The 15,727-nt window shown below is 70.8% G+C and carries 11 protein-coding genes; 7 read left to right on the forward strand and 4 right to left on the reverse strand.

The genetic code is table 11. The annotated features are described in order from the left end of the window. Positions 1–1,265, forward strand: a 1,265-nt coding sequence (locus U9R90_RS33630; RefSeq protein ID WP_411061030.1) for a thioesterase domain-containing protein, incomplete at its 5' end; no start/stop codon positions are given. Positions 1,266–1,464: 199 nt separating this feature from the next. Here the strand turns inward: U9R90_RS33630 and U9R90_RS33635 are convergent. Both U9R90_RS33635 and U9R90_RS33640 read right to left on the reverse strand, forming a co-directional pair. Then, complete coding sequence (locus U9R90_RS33635; RefSeq protein ID WP_411061032.1) at positions 1,465–3,120, reverse strand: MFS transporter; 1,656 nt, start codon at positions 3,118–3,120, stop codon at positions 1,465–1,467. 51 nt (positions 3,121–3,171) lie between these two features. After that, positions 3,172–3,978, reverse strand: coding sequence for a thioesterase II family protein (locus U9R90_RS33640; RefSeq protein WP_411061034.1), 807 nt, complete (start codon positions 3,976–3,978; stop codon positions 3,172–3,174). Positions 3,979–4,292: 314 nt separating this feature from the next. On the opposite strand from U9R90_RS33640, the gene U9R90_RS33645 reads away from it, so the two are divergent. Beyond that, positions 4,293–5,189, forward strand: coding sequence for a proline iminopeptidase-family hydrolase (locus U9R90_RS33645; protein WP_411061036.1), 897 nt, complete (start codon positions 4,293–4,295; stop codon positions 5,187–5,189). Between the two features lie 68 nt (positions 5,190–5,257). After that, complete coding sequence (locus U9R90_RS33650) at positions 5,258–6,226, forward strand: ACP S-malonyltransferase (protein ID WP_411061038.1); 969 nt, start codon at positions 5,258–5,260, stop codon at positions 6,224–6,226. Positions 6,227–6,290: 64 nt separating this feature from the next. Here U9R90_RS33650 and U9R90_RS33655 read toward each other — a convergent pair whose 3' ends face one another. Continuing rightward, positions 6,291–6,545: an acyl carrier protein gene (locus U9R90_RS33655; protein WP_411061040.1), complete on the reverse strand. Its 255-nt coding sequence runs from the start codon at positions 6,543–6,545 to the stop codon at positions 6,291–6,293. 152 nt (positions 6,546–6,697) lie between these two features. Between U9R90_RS33655 and U9R90_RS33660 the strand changes: the two genes are divergently transcribed. Both U9R90_RS33660 and U9R90_RS33665 read left to right on the forward strand, forming a co-directional pair. Next, positions 6,698–8,275 carry an amino acid adenylation domain-containing protein gene (locus U9R90_RS33660; RefSeq protein WP_411061042.1) on the forward strand — a complete coding sequence of 526 codons (1,578 nt, stop codon included), beginning with the start codon at positions 6,698–6,700 and terminating at the stop codon, positions 8,273–8,275. 19 nt (positions 8,276–8,294) lie between these two features. Next, complete coding sequence (locus U9R90_RS33665; RefSeq protein WP_411061044.1) at positions 8,295–9,167, forward strand: metallophosphoesterase family protein; 873 nt, start codon at positions 8,295–8,297, stop codon at positions 9,165–9,167. A gap of 403 nt (positions 9,168–9,570) precedes the next feature. On the opposite strand, the gene U9R90_RS33670 is transcribed toward U9R90_RS33665, so the two are convergent. Continuing rightward, positions 9,571–12,039 (reverse strand): BTAD domain-containing putative transcriptional regulator, encoded by a 2,469-nt coding sequence (locus tag U9R90_RS33670; RefSeq protein WP_411061046.1) that lies wholly within the window; start codon positions 12,037–12,039, stop codon positions 9,571–9,573. Positions 12,040–12,189: 150 nt separating this feature from the next. Here U9R90_RS33670 and U9R90_RS33675 point away from each other — a divergent pair, with 150 nt between their 5' ends. Continuing rightward, positions 12,190–13,974 (forward strand): fatty acyl-AMP ligase, encoded by a 1,785-nt coding sequence (locus tag U9R90_RS33675; protein ID WP_411061048.1) that lies wholly within the window; start codon positions 12,190–12,192, stop codon positions 13,972–13,974. Between the two features lie 2 nt (positions 13,975–13,976). After that, positions 13,977–15,716 (forward strand): acyl-CoA dehydrogenase, encoded by a 1,740-nt coding sequence (locus tag U9R90_RS33680; RefSeq protein WP_411061050.1) that lies wholly within the window; start codon positions 13,977–13,979, stop codon positions 15,714–15,716. Positions 15,717–15,727: the final 11 nt, after the last annotated feature.

Consider the following 15,727-nt stretch of genomic DNA (forward strand, 5'->3'; position numbering starts at 1 on the left):
CCGATCAGCTGCCGCAGCTGCTGCACGACCTCACCCGCACCCCCCACCGACGGACTCGCCGAAGTGAGGCCAAGGGACCCGATGCGGGTGCGCTGCGGCAGCGCCTTGCCGAACTGGCGGCAGCCGAGCGGGAGCAGGCGCTGCTGGAGATCGTCGTGCGGCACGCGGCCGTGATACTCGGGCACAGCGGGCCCGAGGACATCGACCCCGAACGTGATTTCCTCGAAGCCGGTTTCGACTCACTCAGTGCGATGGAGCTGCGCAAGGAGCTCGCCGCCGCCCTGGGCGTGAGCCTGCCCCCGCTGGTGGTGTTCGACAACAAGAACCCGTTGGGGCTCGCCGCGTATCTCACGGACGAACTGGCCACCGCCGCCCCGGTGAACGGGGATGCGGCCCCGGCGCGGCAGTCGACGCCCGGCGCGGAGACACTCAGCGACTTCTTCCGGATGGCGGTTACCTCCAACGAGGTGCAGAAGGGCCTGACCCTGCTGCGGAGCGTCGCCGACATCCGCCCCCGGTTCACCTCGGCCGCCGAGGTCGACCGGGTACCCGAGCCGGTGCGGCTGGCCTCCGGGACGCGGACACCGCGGCTGATCTGTTTCAGCACACCGATGGCGACAGGTGGCGTCCATCAGCACGCCCGGCTGGTCGCCAACTTCCAGGGCTCCCACCACATCTCGGGCCTGCCGACCCCCGGCTTCGCCCTGGGTGAGAGCCTTCCCGCCACTGCTGAGGCCGCGGTCGAGGTGATGGCGCGGAGTGTGCTGCTGGCGGCCGAGGACGAGCCGTTCGTGCTGCTCGGCTACTCGTCCGGTGGCACCCTCGGGTACTCCACGGCCCGCCATCTCGAGCAGGTCCATGGCGTACGTCCGGCCGGGGTCGTTCTGCTGGACACCTATCAGGTATCCGAGGCGGGTGGTGGCGCGATGTCCCAGGTCTTCAACGGTCTGGCCTACGGGCTGCTGGAACGCGAGTCCATGTTCGGCCAGTTCGACAGCGCACGGCTCACCGCGATGGCCCGGTACGCCGATCTGCAGCACACCTTCGACCTTGGTCCGGTGACGGCTCCGGTCCTCTTCGTACGGGCCGAGGAGCCATTCGAGGGCAGCGGCGGAAACCCGCAGGACCCGGACGGATGGCAGGCCACCGCCTGGGACCCCGCGCACACGGTCAGGACGGCGCCCGGTACCCACTTCACCATCGTGGAGGACCGCGCCGACACGACGACGGGGATCGTCAAGGAGTGGCTCGCCGAGTTGGAGTGAGCGTGCGGCAGCACTGAGGGCGGTGCCCGGACCCTGGTCCGGACACCGCCCTCTTCGTGTCGCGGGGCCTGGCCTGGACGCGTCCCCGCCGGATGGCAAGCGAAACCGGACGGCAAACGAAAGGTGCTCTGTCCCGCGGTCCGCGGGACAGAGCACCTGTTGCTGGTGGCCTGAGGTCAGCTTTGCTGGTGGCCTGGGGTCAGCGATCGCTTGCTGCGGGAATGCCCGCCCCGACCCCCGGGAGCGCCTCCGGGGCGACCGCGGCCACCGTGACCGGCTCGCCGGGAACCGGTGCCGCAGCGGCCGCCTCCTTCGCGGCGGCCGCCTCCGCGGCGATCTCCGAGGGCCGCTTGAGGCCGCGCAGGACCGTCAGCGCCGCGCCAGCCGAGAGGATCACCAGGCAGGCGGCGACGAGCGCGGCGGTGTGCATGCCGCTGGAGAACGCCACGCGCGCGCCCTGCAGTACGGACGTCCCGAGCTCCCCCGGGAGTTGGGCGGCCGTGGCGGCGGCCCCGGCCATGGTCTCGCGTACCGCCTCCAGCGCGGCGGGCGGTACGTCGGCGGGCATCTTGTCCTCGACGGAACCGCGGTAGACGGCCAGTCCGATGGTGCCCAGTGCGGCCATGCCCAGGGCGGCGCCGAACTCCTGCCCGGTCTCCAGCGTCGCCGAGGCGGCGCCGGCCTTCTCCGGCGGGGCGGACGTGATGACCATGTCCGTGAGCAGCGGCACCACCGTCGCGATACCGGCGCCGATGGCGGCCGTGCCGACCAGGATGACCCACAGGCCCGAGTCGGCCTTGGCCTGGGTCACGACCAGCAGGCCGCCGGCCATCAGCAGGAATCCGCCGCAGACGATGTAGGCGCGGTCGATCTTGTGGGAGAGCACGGTGGCCACGGAGATCGCCACGAAGATCGGGATGATCGGCAGCAGGCTCCACAGGGCGGCCTTGAGCGGGGTCATGCCGATGACCAGGATCAGATACTGCGTACTGAAGACGGAGATGCCGATCATCGCCCACTTGGCGACCACGCTCAGCGCGATCGACCCGCTGAAGGCACGGTGCCGGAACAGCTTCAGGTCGATCATCGGCTCGGCCACCGTGGCCTGGCGCCGGACGAAGAGGAGCGCGGCTACGGCACCCAGCACGATGCCCGCGGTCGGGACCGCCCCGGCGCCGTTCGCGGAGCTGTCCTTGATGCCCCAGATGATCGGGAGCATCGCGGCGAACAGCAGGAGGGCACCGGCCAGGTCGTACCGCCCGGGTTGCGGGTGCTTGTACTCGGGGACCAGTACGGGCGCCAGCACCAGCAGCGCGACCATGACCGGGATGTTGATCAGGAAGACCGAACCCCACCAGAAGTAGTTCAGCATGACGCCGCACAGCACGGGGCCCAGGGCCGCACCGCTGGTCATCGCGCCGGACCAGGCGGCGACGGCCTTGGCGCGCTGCTTGTCGTCCTGGAAGAGGTTGCGGATGAGGGCCAGCGTCGACGGCAACAGAGCCGCGCCGCCGACACCGAGCAGCACGCGTCCGGCGATCAGCATCTCGGGGTTGTCGGCGAACGCGGCCATCAGGGAGGCGATGCCGAAGATCCCGGCGCCGAAGAGCAGCAGCTTGCGGCGTCCGATTCGGTCGCCCAGTGAGCCCATGGTGATGAGCAGGCCGGCGAGGACGAAACCGTACGCGTCGAAGATCCACAGCTGCTGTGTGCTCGATGGCGCGAGGTCCGCGGCGATGGCGGGCGTGGCGAAGAACAGCACCGAGATGTCCATGGACACCAGAAGCAGGGGCAGCAGCAGCACGAAGAGTGCTGTCCACTCCTTGCGTCCGGCCAGGTTACCGGTCTGCGTCATTGCATCGTTCCTTCGTCATAGGTAAGGGCGGCGGGAGCGGTCGGGCCGTCCTCATTTCGGTTGAACGAGTTCGCTCGTCTGAGCGAGTTCGCTCGTCGACCTGAGGCTCGATATGCGGGATCGAATGGCGCCAATGACGGCAGTGGCCTGGGAGTTGAGATAGAAGTGCCCGCCGGGGAAAGCCTTGAGTTCGAAGGGCGCTTCGGTGTGTTCGCTCCAGGAACGTGCCTCCTCGAGCGTCACTTGCGGGTCGCTGTCGCCGGTGAAGGCGAATACCGGACAGCTGAGTGCGGGACCTGGTTGGTACCGGTAGGTCTCCGCCGCCTTGTAGTCGCTGCGTACGGCCGGCAGGACGGAGCGCATCAGCTCGGGGTCGTCCAGGACCTGCGAGTCGGTGCCGCTCAGCCGCTTGATGTCCGCGAGCAGTTGGTCGTCGCTGTGCTGGTGAACGCGTTCGTCGCGGTGCCGGGACGGCGCCCGTCGGCCGGAGACGAAGAGCCCGGCCGGTCGTACCGCGCGGCCCTCCAGCCGCCTGGCGGTCTCGAACGCCAGCGTCGCGCCCATGCTGTGCCCGAAGAAGAACACCGGCCGGTCGAACCACTGGGGCAACTGGTCCTGCACCGCGTCGGCGAGTGCTTCGATGCTGTCGACGCAGGGCTCTGAGCGGCGGTCCTGGCGCCCGGGGTACTGGATCGCCAGTACCTCCACATCAGGCGACAGGGCGCGGGACACGGGGAAGTAGAACGAGGCCGAGCCTCCCGCGTGCGGAAAGCACACCAATCTGCTGGACGCTGCCGGAGCCGGGTGGAACCGCCTGATCCACGGATTGTCCGAAGGCTCCCTGGGTGCTGCTGCCATGTCTTCTCCGTATCCGTCGACTGGGGGTTACACGGCAGAGCTGCCCCACTCCCAGCTAACCGCGGTGACCGCGTCAGGTCTTCGGGTGGCGCAGCTGTAGTTGTTGCCGTGCAGATTGTTGCCACCGCTGTCGGGAACGGCCCGGATCGTACGGCGGTGTATTCCCTGGCGATTGTCGGGCGCTGGCTTAATTGCTGCTAAAGGGTGCCGGATATCCGGGGCGGCGCGTGATGTTCAGGGGGGAATAGGGGGTGGGGCGCGCCCGGTCCGTGGCTAGTTTCGGGAGGAGTTCTGCCGGACGAGAGGTGAGAGAAATGGCTGTGGCTCCCAGCGCCAAGGGGACTGTCCCGTTCGGTGAGTACCGCACGTGGTACCGCGTCACCGGGGACCGCGGCGGCAACCAGCCGGCCGTGGTGGTGATACACGGAGGGCCGGGGAGCACGCACGACTATCTGCTCCCGCTCACCCAACTCGCCGGGGACGGCTGGCCGGTCGTGCACTACGACCAGCTCGGCAACGGCGGCTCCACCCATCTGCCCGAGCGCGACGCGGACTTCTGGACCGTCCAGCTCTTCCTCGACGAGCTGGACCAACTGCTCGAGTCCCTGGACATCGCGGATGACTACGTACTGTTCGGGCAGTCGTGGGGCGGTCTGCTGGCCGCCAAGCACGCCGCGGCCCGGCCGGCCGGGCTGCGCGGTCTCGTCATCGCCAACGCCCCGGCCTCGTACCCGCTGTGGCTCCAGGAGATGGACGTCCTACGGGCGCAGCTGCCGCCCGGGGTCAACGAGACGCTGCTGCGTCACGAGGCCGCCGGGACGACGAGCAGCGAGGAGTACTACGAGGCCATGACGCCGTTCTACGAGCGGCATGTCTGCCGTCTCAAACCGTGGCCGCGCGAGTACCAGGCGTCGTTCTACGAGGTCTACAACGATCCGACCGTGTACTACGCGATGAACGGGCCGAGCGAGTTCCATGTGGTCGGCACGCTCCGCGACTGGGGTGTGGAGGACTGCATTGCCGATATCGCGGTTCCCACGCTGATCATCTCCGGGCGGTACGACGAGGCGACGCCCAAGACCGTGCAGCCGTACCAGGACCTCATTCCCGATGCCCGCTGGGTGATCTTCGAGGAGTCGAGCCATCTGCCGCATCTGGAGGAGCCGGAGCGTTTTCGCGAGGTCATGACCGAATATCTCAAGAGCCTCTAAGGCTTCTAAAGCCTCTAAGGGGTAGCTAGGGGTACTTGGCGGGATGGCCCAGCGACAGACTGGGAGTCATGGAGACTGAGAACCGGACCGGCAGCGCACTGGTGTTTCCCGGAATGGGGCCAGCGCCGTTCGCCGAAGTGGCCAAGTTCATGCTGGTGAATCCCGTTGCCAGGACGCTTGTAGCGGAAGCCGACGACGCACTCGGGTATGCGCTCTTCGACCGTTTCCAGGAGACCGAAGGCGACTACTCGGAATACGCCCAGGTCGCCTTTATGGTGAACTGCCTCGCGCTCGCACGGTGGGCCGAGCGGACGCTCGGGGCCGAGCCCGGCTACTGCACCGGGCCGAGCTTCGGCGGAAAGGCCGCCGCGGTGCACTCCGGGGCGCTGTCGTTCGCCGACGGGGTCCGGCTCACCGCGTCGTTCGCGCGGTGCCTGGACGCGTACTTCGCCGAGGACCACCCCGAACGGGTCGCCACCCAGTCCTTCGCCCGTACGTCACGGGACAGGCTGGACGAGATACGCGGCGAGCTCACCGAGCAGGGGGAGTGGCACGAGATCACCTGTGTCGTGGACGAGGACTTCGCGATGCTCACCCTGCGCCACACGAAGCTGGAGTGGCTGCAGCGGCGGCTGCGGGCCGCGGGCGGACTGCCGTTGTACGTGATGGAGCCGCCGCTGCACGCGGCTGCCTTCGCGGGACTGCGGCAGCGGGCCGAGGCCGAGGTCTTCGCGGAGCTGGAGTTCCACGACCCTCACCTGCCCGTGGTCGCCGACCACGACGGGGCGCTGCTCACCACCGGTGACGCGGTGCGCGAGATGCTCCTGGACGGCTGCGTCCGGCCGGTCCACTGGCCGAGCGCCCTGGCCGCGCTGCGTGGCGGCGGGGTCGGGAAGCTCTATGTAGCGGGGCAGGATGCGCTGTTCGGGCGGGTGGCCGTGGCGGCCAAGAACTTCGATGTGGTGCCGGTCAATCCGCGGCTGGCCATGCGGCCGCGGCGCAGGGCGATGGCCACGACAGTGGCCGCGGTCGCCTGAGAGGAACTCCCGGGCGGCCGCGGCCATGTCTGCGACCTGGCTCTCCCGCTTGGCTGCCGGTCGGCTAGCTGCCGGTTGTCTCGAACATCTTCGAGAGCGCCTCCCAGAGGACCGCCGGAGTGGCGAAGGTGTCCAGGTTGAGAGCGTCGTCGACGAAACGGACGTCGTAGGTGTTCTCCAGAGAACCCATCAATTCCACCGTGCCGAGTGAGTCCAGGCCCATGTCACGCATATTCGTGTCGGGGCTGAGCTGTTCATCGGCCGCGAGGAACGGCAGGTACTCCCGGAGTGTTTCCTCAAACTGCTGGTCCCAGGCCATGGTGACCCCACCCTTTCCACTGTGCTGGTCGTCAGTTCCCAGGAATGTGACGCTATGAGTGGGAACTGCCCCTGACAACCCGTTCCGCCCCCCTATCTTTCTGTTTTTCCGCCTTCCTCCTTTCGGCGGCGGGCAGGTCCGAGGAGAAAGTCATGACCGAGAAGAAGCAACACGCCCTGTACGAGCGCTTCCTTCGCGGACTCGCCCTGTCCCCGGACCGCCCGGCCCTGCGGGTCGGCGCCGAGTCCGTCAGCTACCGGGCGCTGCACGAGCGGGCGCTGGCGCTGGCCGGGGCGCTGCACTCCACGCACTCCGCGAAGGTGGTCGGCGTCCTGGCGGACAAGAGCGTGACGGCCTACGCGGGCATCCTGGCCGGGCTCTACGCGGGCGCCACGGTGGTGCCGCTGCACCCCGACTTTCCCGCGGGCCGCACGCGGCGGATGCTGGAACTCTCCGGTGTGGCGGCGCTGATCGCCGACGCGCGGGGGCGTGCGGTGCTTGCCGAGGTGCTCGGCGACGCGCTGGATGTGCCGGTTGTTGAGGCCGATCCCGATCCCGACTCCGCGCAGGCGCAGGCGCAGGCGCAGGCGCTGGCCGAGCCGCGACCGGTGAGCCCGTCCGACGTCGCGTACATGCTGTTCACCTCCGGGTCCACGGGGCGGCCCAAGGGGGTGCCGATCAGCCATGGCAGCACCTGTCACTACTTCGAACTCCTTGATGAGCGCTATGACTTCACCCCGGACGACGTCTTCTCGCAGACCTTCGACCTGAACTTCGACTGCGCGATGTTCGATCTGTTCTGCGCCTGGGGCTCTGGGGGCGTGGTCGAGGTGGTCCCGCCTGGCGCGTATCGGGAGCTGCCCTCATTCCTCGCCGACCGCGGTGTCACCGTGTGGTTCTCCACGCCGAGCGCGATCACCCTCGTACGCCGGATGGGCGGTCTCACCCCCGCCGCCCTGTCGACCCTGCGCTGGAGCTTCTTCGCGGGTGAGGCGCTGCGCTGCCAGGACGCCGTGGAGTGGCAGGCCGCCGCTCCCGGTTCCACGCTGGAGAACATCTACGGGCCGACCGAACTCACCGTCACCATCACCGGGCACCGCTGGGACCCCGCGACCTCACCGGAGCGTGCCGTCAACGGGATGGTTCCGATCGGCCAGGTGCACCAGGGCCACGATCACGTCCTGCTCGACGAGGACGGGGTGGAGGTGCGGGAGGAGGGTGAACTGCTCATCACCGGAGCGCAGATGGCCACCGGGTATCTCGACCCCGAGGACAACCGGGGTCGGTTCGTGGAGCGCGACGGGCGGGTCTGGTACCGCACCGGGGACCGGGTGCGGCGGCTGCCCGATGGGGAGCTGGTGTACCTCGGCCGCCTGGACTCCCAGGTGCAGGTGCAGGGTTGGCGGGTCGAGCTGGCCGAGATCGACCACGCGCTGCGCTCCTGCGACGGCGTAGAGGACGTGGTCACCGTGGCCAGGCCGGTGGACGGGAGTACGGTGCTCGTCGTCTTCTACACCGGGGTCGCCATCGCGCCGGCCCGGCTCGCCCGGGAACTGCGGGACGTCCTGCCCAAGGGCATGCTGCCTCGGCACTACGAGCATGTGGAGCGGTTCCCGCTCAACTCCAACCGCAAGATCGACCGGCCGGTGCTCGCCCAGCGGGCTGGCGAGCTGCTTTCCGGGGGCGGTCGGCGAGGTGTCGGCGAAGTTAGGGGTTTTCCAGCGGCATAGGACCCACTACGTTCGCTCTATGCCGGATGGGAAGCTCTGGGCCATCAGTGACCTGCATGTCGCGTTCTCGGAGAACCGGACGCTCGTCGAGAGTCTGCATCCGGAGTCGGATGACGACTGGCTGATCATCGCCGGTGACGTGGGGGAGATGGTCGCGGACGTCGAGTGGGCGCTGGATGTGCTCAGCCGGCGCTACGCCAAGGTGGTGTGGGCGCCGGGTAACCACGAGCTGTGGACGCCGCGCGCCGACTCGGTCGGGCTGCGGGGCGAGGAGCGGTACCAGCACCTGGTGAGCCTGTGCCGTTCGGCGGATGTGGCCACCCCTGAGGACCCGTACCCGGTGTGGACGGGGCCCGGCGGGCCGGCCGTCGTGGCGCCGCTGTTCCTGCTCTACGACTACAGCTTCCGGACCGAGACGGTCGGCAGCAAGCAGGAGTCCCTTGACCGGGCCTATGAGTCCGGGATCGTGTGCAGCGACGAGTTCCTGCTGCACCCCGACCCGCATCCCACGCGTGACGCGTGGTGCCGGGCCCGGGTCAAGGAGACCGAGACGCGGCTCCTTGAGTGCGACCCGGACCTGCCGCTCATCCTGGTCAACCACTATCCCCTGGTGCGGCATCCGACGCGGATTCTGCGCTACCCGGAGTTCGCCCAGTGGTGCGGCACCGAGCTGACGGCCGACTGGCATACCCGGTTCCCGGTCCAGGTCATGGTCTACGGGCATCTGCATATCCCCCGCACCACCTGGTACGACGGCGTCCGCTTCGAGGAGGTGTCGGTCGGCTACCCCCGCGAGTGGAAGCGCCCGGGCCACCCGCTGATCGGCCCCCGCCAAATCCTCCCCACCCCAGACCCCGACCGCCCCGCGTCCGCAGTCCGGGGCGCGCACTGATTCACCGCGGTGGTGCGCTCGGTCCGGTTGCGGGTGGGGGGCACGTGCTCCGGCCGTGGTCGTGCGCTCGGTCCGGTTGTGGGTCAGGGGCACGGTGGGGTGCGTGCTCGCGCTGGTCGGGGTCGTCCGGTGCGGACCTGGTCCCCGGTGGTGTGGTGGTCGTTGGCGCTGCGCGCACCCCCCACCGTGCCCCCTCACGCCGGTTGGGCGTCTACCTGTTGTGGGCAATCGTTCCGCAGGGCGGAACGGGTGGGCACAACCCCTCGCCACGGGCCACCGTGAACGCAAGCCCGAAGGGCAACACCCTCCCCGGGCACGGGGTGCCGGGCACACAAGCCCGAGGGCAACACCCTCACCCGGCACGGGGCACCGGCACCACCCTCAGCCGCCCGCGCCGCGGGTGTCAGGCCGCGCGCGGTGTGGTCAGGCGCCATACGCCGGGGCGGAGCTCGACGCCGTGGGCGCCGGCCTGCCGCGCGGCCCGGCGGGCGTACGCGCCGAGACGCCGGTCGCGGAGGCCGGCGGCCAGGTCCGCGCACTGGGCGAACAGACCGCGGGCCTCGCCAGCGCGGCCCGACGCCAGCGCCGTCACCGCCAGCGCGCGCAACGCGTCAAAGCGCACCCGCTCCGCGCCCGGCGCGGACAGCTCGGCCAGGGCCGACGCAAGGAGCCGGCCCGCGTCGTCCACCGCGCCCCGCTCCAGGGCGACATCGGCGAGCCCCACGCGGGCGCGAGCCGAAAGACGCGAAGAGCCCGCCTGGTCGGCGAGGGCACGGGCCTGGTCGTAGCGGCTCCGGGCCCGTCCCAACTCCCCCTGCTGCCAGCAGAGGTCACCCAAGGAGCACAGCACACGCGCCTGCGCGGCCGGATCGCCGAGACGGCGCGCGGCGCCAAGCGCGGGGCGATGGGTCGCCGCCCAGCCCTCCCACGCGGCCGCCGCCTCGAACTCCCGACTCGTGCCGCACACCAACCGCAGCAACGGCTCCCACAACCGCGCCCGATGCGCGGTCGCCACCACCTCCGCGAGCCCGGACCGCTCGGCCGCGAACCAGGCGTGCCGGTGCTCCCCGGCCGCCTCGACCGCCGCCGCGTACGCCGCGCACATCCGGCCGGTAGCCGCGTGCGCCTCGGCCGGGTCCTCCTCCGCCGCCAGAGTGCGCGCGGCCAGCGGTCGCAGCAGCGCGTCGAACCGGTAGCGCACCGGACCCGATGACGCGTCGTCGTCGGCCGTCTCCAGGAGGCGCTCCGCCACCAGGTCCTCCACCACAGACTCGGCCACCGCCTGCGGTACGTCGAGTACGGCCGCCGCGGCCCACAGCGGGAAGTGCTCGGCGGGGAGCAGTGCCAGCAGTCGGAAGGCGCGTCGTGTCTCGTCCGGAGCTGTCCGGTAGGCGGCCAACAAGCGTTCTGGTACGTCCAGTTCGCCGATGCGCAGGGTGAGTGCCCAGGCCTGTTCGTCCCGCAGGCGATCCGCGACCCGTCGTGCCGACCAGCGCGGCCGGGTGGCCATCCGGGTGGCCACCGCTCGCAGCAGCAGCGGCAGTCGGCCGCAGGCGGTGACGATCTCGGCCAGGGCCTCGTCGTCCGGCTGTGGCCCGGCCACCGCCTCGATGAGGTGCCGGGACTCGGGGCCGGTCAGCGGCCCCAGCGGCAGCGACGCCGCGCCGCCTGGGCCGGTCGGCGTGCGGCGCATGGTGACCAGGGCGCCGCTGCCGGGGCCGGTGGGCAGCAGGGCCCGTACCTGCTCGTCGGATACCGCGCCGTCCAGGAGCAGCAGCACCCGGCGGTCGCGGGTGCCGCCCAGGCGCCGCAGCTCGGACAGCGCGTCGGCGGGCGAGAGCGGGCGGCCGGGGTGCAGATCGAGGTGGACCAGGCCGTCGGGGAAGGCGTCGGCGCAGCGCAGCGCCGCCTCGGCGGCCAGCGCGCTCTTGCCGACCCCGCCGGGCCCCGAGATGATCACCCCGGCCGCGGCGGCGGACGGTTCAACCAACAGTCGTTGCAGTTGCGCCAGTTCGGCCCGGCGCCCGGTGAACGCCGGGTCGGTCGTCGGTGCCATGGAGCGGGTGGCGTGCCCTCGGCCCGCCGCCGTTCGGGAGGACGGGCTGAGCAGGGTCTTCTCGCCGGACAGGACCCGCTGGTGCAGCCGCTGTAGCGCGGCGCCCGGTTCGACGCCGAGTTCCTCCACCAGCAGCGCCCGCACCCTTGCGAACACCCGCAGCGCGTCGGCCTGCCGCCCGCTGCGGTACAGCGCCACCATCAGATGGCCGTGCAGCTCCTCGCGCAGCGGGTGCTCGGCGACCGAGGTGTGCAGCTCGCCGATCAGGTTCTCGTGCTGGCCCAGCTGGAGGTCGGCGCGTACGCGCTGCTCGAACGCGGCCATCCGCTGCTCGGCCAGCCGTGTCGCGGTGGACTCGAGCAACGGGCCACGGGGTGTGTCGGCCAGGAAGTCGCCGCGCCACACCGCCAGCGCCTGGCGCTGCGCCTCGGCCGCGGCGGCGAACTCCCGGCGCTCCAGCGCCTGCCGGCCCCGTTCGTGCAGCTCCTCGAAGGCGGTCGTGTCGATCCGGTCCCGGGTCAGTTTGAGGGTGTAGCCGGGGCGGTGCGTGCAGATCAGCTGGCCGCCGTGTTCGGGGTCCGACTCGCGCAGCAGTTTGCGCAGTTGGGAGACGTACACCTGGAGTGTGGTGGTGGCCGTACGAGGTGGGCTGTCGCCCCACAGCTCGTCGACGATCGTGTCGAAGGGGACGACGTCGTTCGCCCGCACCAGCAGCGTCGCCAGGACCGTGCGCAGCTTCGCGGCGCGGGGCGTGGCCGGTGCGCTGTCCGCGGGGTCCGCCCGGACATCGAGCGGCCCCAGTATGCGGAACCTCATACAGCCTCAACCCCCCTGTGCCGTCACGGTCACTGTAGGAGCGGGACAGGCGCTTCGCACCGGTCGCGGTGGAGATGCCGGGTGTCCAAGCGCTGCTTTAGGGGTGCTGTCGACCATGAATCGACCGGCAGCGATACGAGGGGGACCCGGATGTCGACACTCGCCACCTTCACGGATCTCGTCCATGACCGGGCGGCGGAGCTCACCGACACCGTCGCCCATGTCTTTCTGCGCGATACCGACGGTGGAACGGCCCCGGAGCAACTGACCTACGCGGAGCTTGATCTACAGGCCCGTACCATCGCGTCGCGGCTTCAGGAGTACGGCGCCAAGGGCCAGCCCGTGCTGCTGCTCTACCCTCCGGGCCCGGACTTCCTCACCGCGTTCATCGGCTGTCTGTACGCCGGGGCGATCGCGGTGCCCGCCCCGCTGCCGGGCGGCCGCGGCCAGCAACTGCAACGGGTGACCGGGATCATCAAGGACACCGACGCGCGGCTGGTGCTCAGCGACACCGCCAACGCCCCCGACGTCTCTCTGTGGCTGGCCATGGCGGGCATCGAGGACACCGTGTGCCTGGCCACTGACACCTCCGGCTGCGGCGACCCCGACGACTGGCGGCGGCCGCGCACCGGCCCCGACGACCTGGCCCTGCTCCAGTACACCTCCGGATCGACGTCCGACCCGCGCGGAGTGATGGTCTCGCAGGGCAATCTGATGGCCAACATGGCGGTGATCGGGCGGGGGATGGCCACCACGTCCGATGACCGGTTCGGGGGCTGGCTGCCGCACTTCCACGACATGGGGCTGATCGCGCATCTGCTGCATCCGCTGTGGCTCGGCAGCAGCTCCGTACAGATGGCGCCCACGTCGTTCCTGAAGCGGCCCATCCGCTGGCTGCAGGCCGTCGGCGAGTACGGCGTCACCGTCGGCGGCGGCCCCAACTTCTGCTACGACCTGTGCCTGCGCCGGATCAGCGACGCCCAGGCCGCCGAACTCGACCTGTCCAGCTGGCGGCTGGCGCTGAACGGCGCCGAGCCGGTGCGCGCCGCGACCCTGGAGGCCTTCGCCCAGAAGTTCGCCCCTGCCGGGCTGCGGCTCGAGACCCAGTTCCCCTGCTACGGCCTGGCCGAGGCCACCCTGATGGTCTCCGGCGGCCCGGCAGGGCAGCGACACACCGAACGCGTCGTGGACGCAAAGGAGTTGGAGCAGGGCACGGTCCGCGCGTCACGGCCGGGACACCCGGGCCGTACCGTCGTCAGCAGCGGACTGGCCGACGGCTTCGACGTCCGTATCGTCGACTCGGTACGCGGCGCTGAACTGCCCCCGGACGCCGTCGGCGAGATCTGGCTCAAGAGTGACAGCGTCGCCCAGGGCTACTGGGGCTGTCCCGAGGAGAGCGCCGAAACGTTCCACGCGACGCTTGAGGCACGGGACACCGCGGAGCGGCTCACCGGCTATCTGCGCACCGGCGACCTGGGCACCGTGGCCGACGGACAGCTCTACATCACGGGCCGCCTCAAGGAGACGATCATCCTCAACGGCCGCAACCTGGCCCCGCAGGACATCGAGTGGGCGGTACGCGAACTAGGCCCGGAGTTCGCCCAGGGGACCAGCGCCGCGTTCACCGTGGAGACCGGCTCCGAGCGACTGGTGATCGTCCAGGAGGTGCGCACCGGCGCCACCGAGTGGGAGGAGATGCGGCATATCGCCCACGAGATCCAGGCGCTGATCGGCAGGGACTTCAACATCCCGGCCGGCAACGTCCTGCTGGTGCGGCCCGGCACCGTCCGGCGCACCACCAGCGGCAAGATCCAGCGCTCGCGGATGCGCAAGCTGTTCCTGGAAGGCGAGATCACCGGACAGTACGAAGTACTCGAGCCGAGTGTCCGCGCGCTGGTACGGGCGGATGAGCTGCAGCGGCTGGGGGACTGGTAGAGGTGACCACCCCCGAGCTCCTGACGGAGCCCCAGGAGGCCGCGCGGGCCCGTGCCGACCTGCTGGAGGAGCGGCTCGGCGACCCGACCGAGCCGGACAACCCGGTCGGCTACCGCGCGCTGCTGAAGGCGGACGCCCAGGCGGTGCTGTCACGGCCGGGCGAGGCGCTCCTGGACGACTTCGGGATGCACGCGGAGTTCGTTCCGCGCTGGCTCGGCGGCCGGCTCGAGTCGATCGACTCGCTGGTCCGGGTGATGCGCCCGGTCTTCAGGCGGGACGCCGCGCTCGGCATGGGCTACGGAACGATGTCGTTCATGGGCGCCGCCGACGTCTGGCTGGCGGGCAGCGAGGAGCAGCAGCGGTGGCTCGCCTCGGTGGTGCTCGGCGGCGGCCGGGTCGCCATCGCCCAGCATGAGACGGCCCACGGCAACGACTTCGTACGGAGCGGGATCACCGCGCGCCGGGCGAGTGGCGGCTTCGTCCTGAACGGCGCCAAGCCGATGATCAACAACCTGGAGCGGGCGGACGCCCTCACCCTGTTCTGCCGTACCCGCCCCGAGCCGGGCCGGCACAGCCACACCGCGCTGCTGCTCGACCTGGAGGAGGTCCCCGAGACCCGCTCCCTGGTGCTGCCCTGCAACCCGGGGCTCGGGCTGCGCGGCTGCCGCTGGGCGGGCCTGGAGTTCCAGGACTGCCCAGCGCCCGAGTCCGCGCTGCTCGGCCCGGAGGGCGGCGGGCTGCGTACCGCGCTGCGGTCCTTCCAGATCAGCCGCACCGTGATGTCCGCGCTCTCGGTCGGCGCCGTCGACACCAACCTCCGTACGGCGGTCCGCTTCGACCAGGAGCACATCCCCGGCAGCACCCAGGAGGCCATGGACCCGCGGCGCACCGTCTCCGCGCTCGCCGGGGCCTTCACCGACCTGCTGCTCTACGACTGCCTCGCCGTCGTCGCCACCCGCGCGATCCAGCTGCTGCCGGAGCAGACCAGCGTCTACTCGTCGGCCGTGAAGTACCTGCTGCCCAGGGTCCTCAGCCAGACCATGTACGACCTGTCCATCGTCCTGGGCTCCAAGCTGTACGAGCGGGACGGCACCATCGGGGTCTTCCAGAAGCACCTGCGGGACGTGCCGGTGATCAGCCTCGGGCACGCGGGTTCCGCGGCCTGCCAGGCGACGATCATCCCGCAGCTGCGCGCGCTGGCCTGGGACTCCTGGCTGCGCGAGAAGGAGGCGCCCGCCGAGCTGTTCCAGACCGACGCCCCGCTGCCGCCGCTGCGAACCGACCGGCTCGGCGTCGCCTGCGGAAAGGACGCCCTCAGCGCGACCCTGGTCGCGGTGGCCGACCAGATCCCGCGGCGCCGACCGGTGGAGCGGGTACTCGCCCAGCTCGCCGACGTCCTTGTGGGCGAGCTGCGGGACCTGCGCGAGCGGGTGCTCGCGCTGCCCGAGCGGGCCCAGGGCGGGCCGGCCGGGCCCGCCGCCTTCACCCTGACCGACCGGTACACGCGCGTGCTGGCCGCGGCGGCCGTACTCGGCGTGTGGTGGCACAACCGCTCGGGCCCCGACCCGTTCCTCGCCGACCCCTCCTGGGCGGCCGCGGCGCTGCACCGACTGGCCCGCGCGCTCGGCGCCCGGGTGCCGGACCTGCCCCGCGAGTGCGAGGCCCGCATCCACCACGAGGTGCTGGCCCGCTTCGGCGACCGGCGCAGCTACGACCTCTACAACTCCCCGGTATCCGGCTGACCGCGAGCTAT

It is taken from the genome of Streptomyces sp. E11-3, from assembly GCF_046540415.1.
GTDB lineage: Bacteria > Actinomycetota > Actinomycetes > Streptomycetales > Streptomycetaceae > Streptomyces.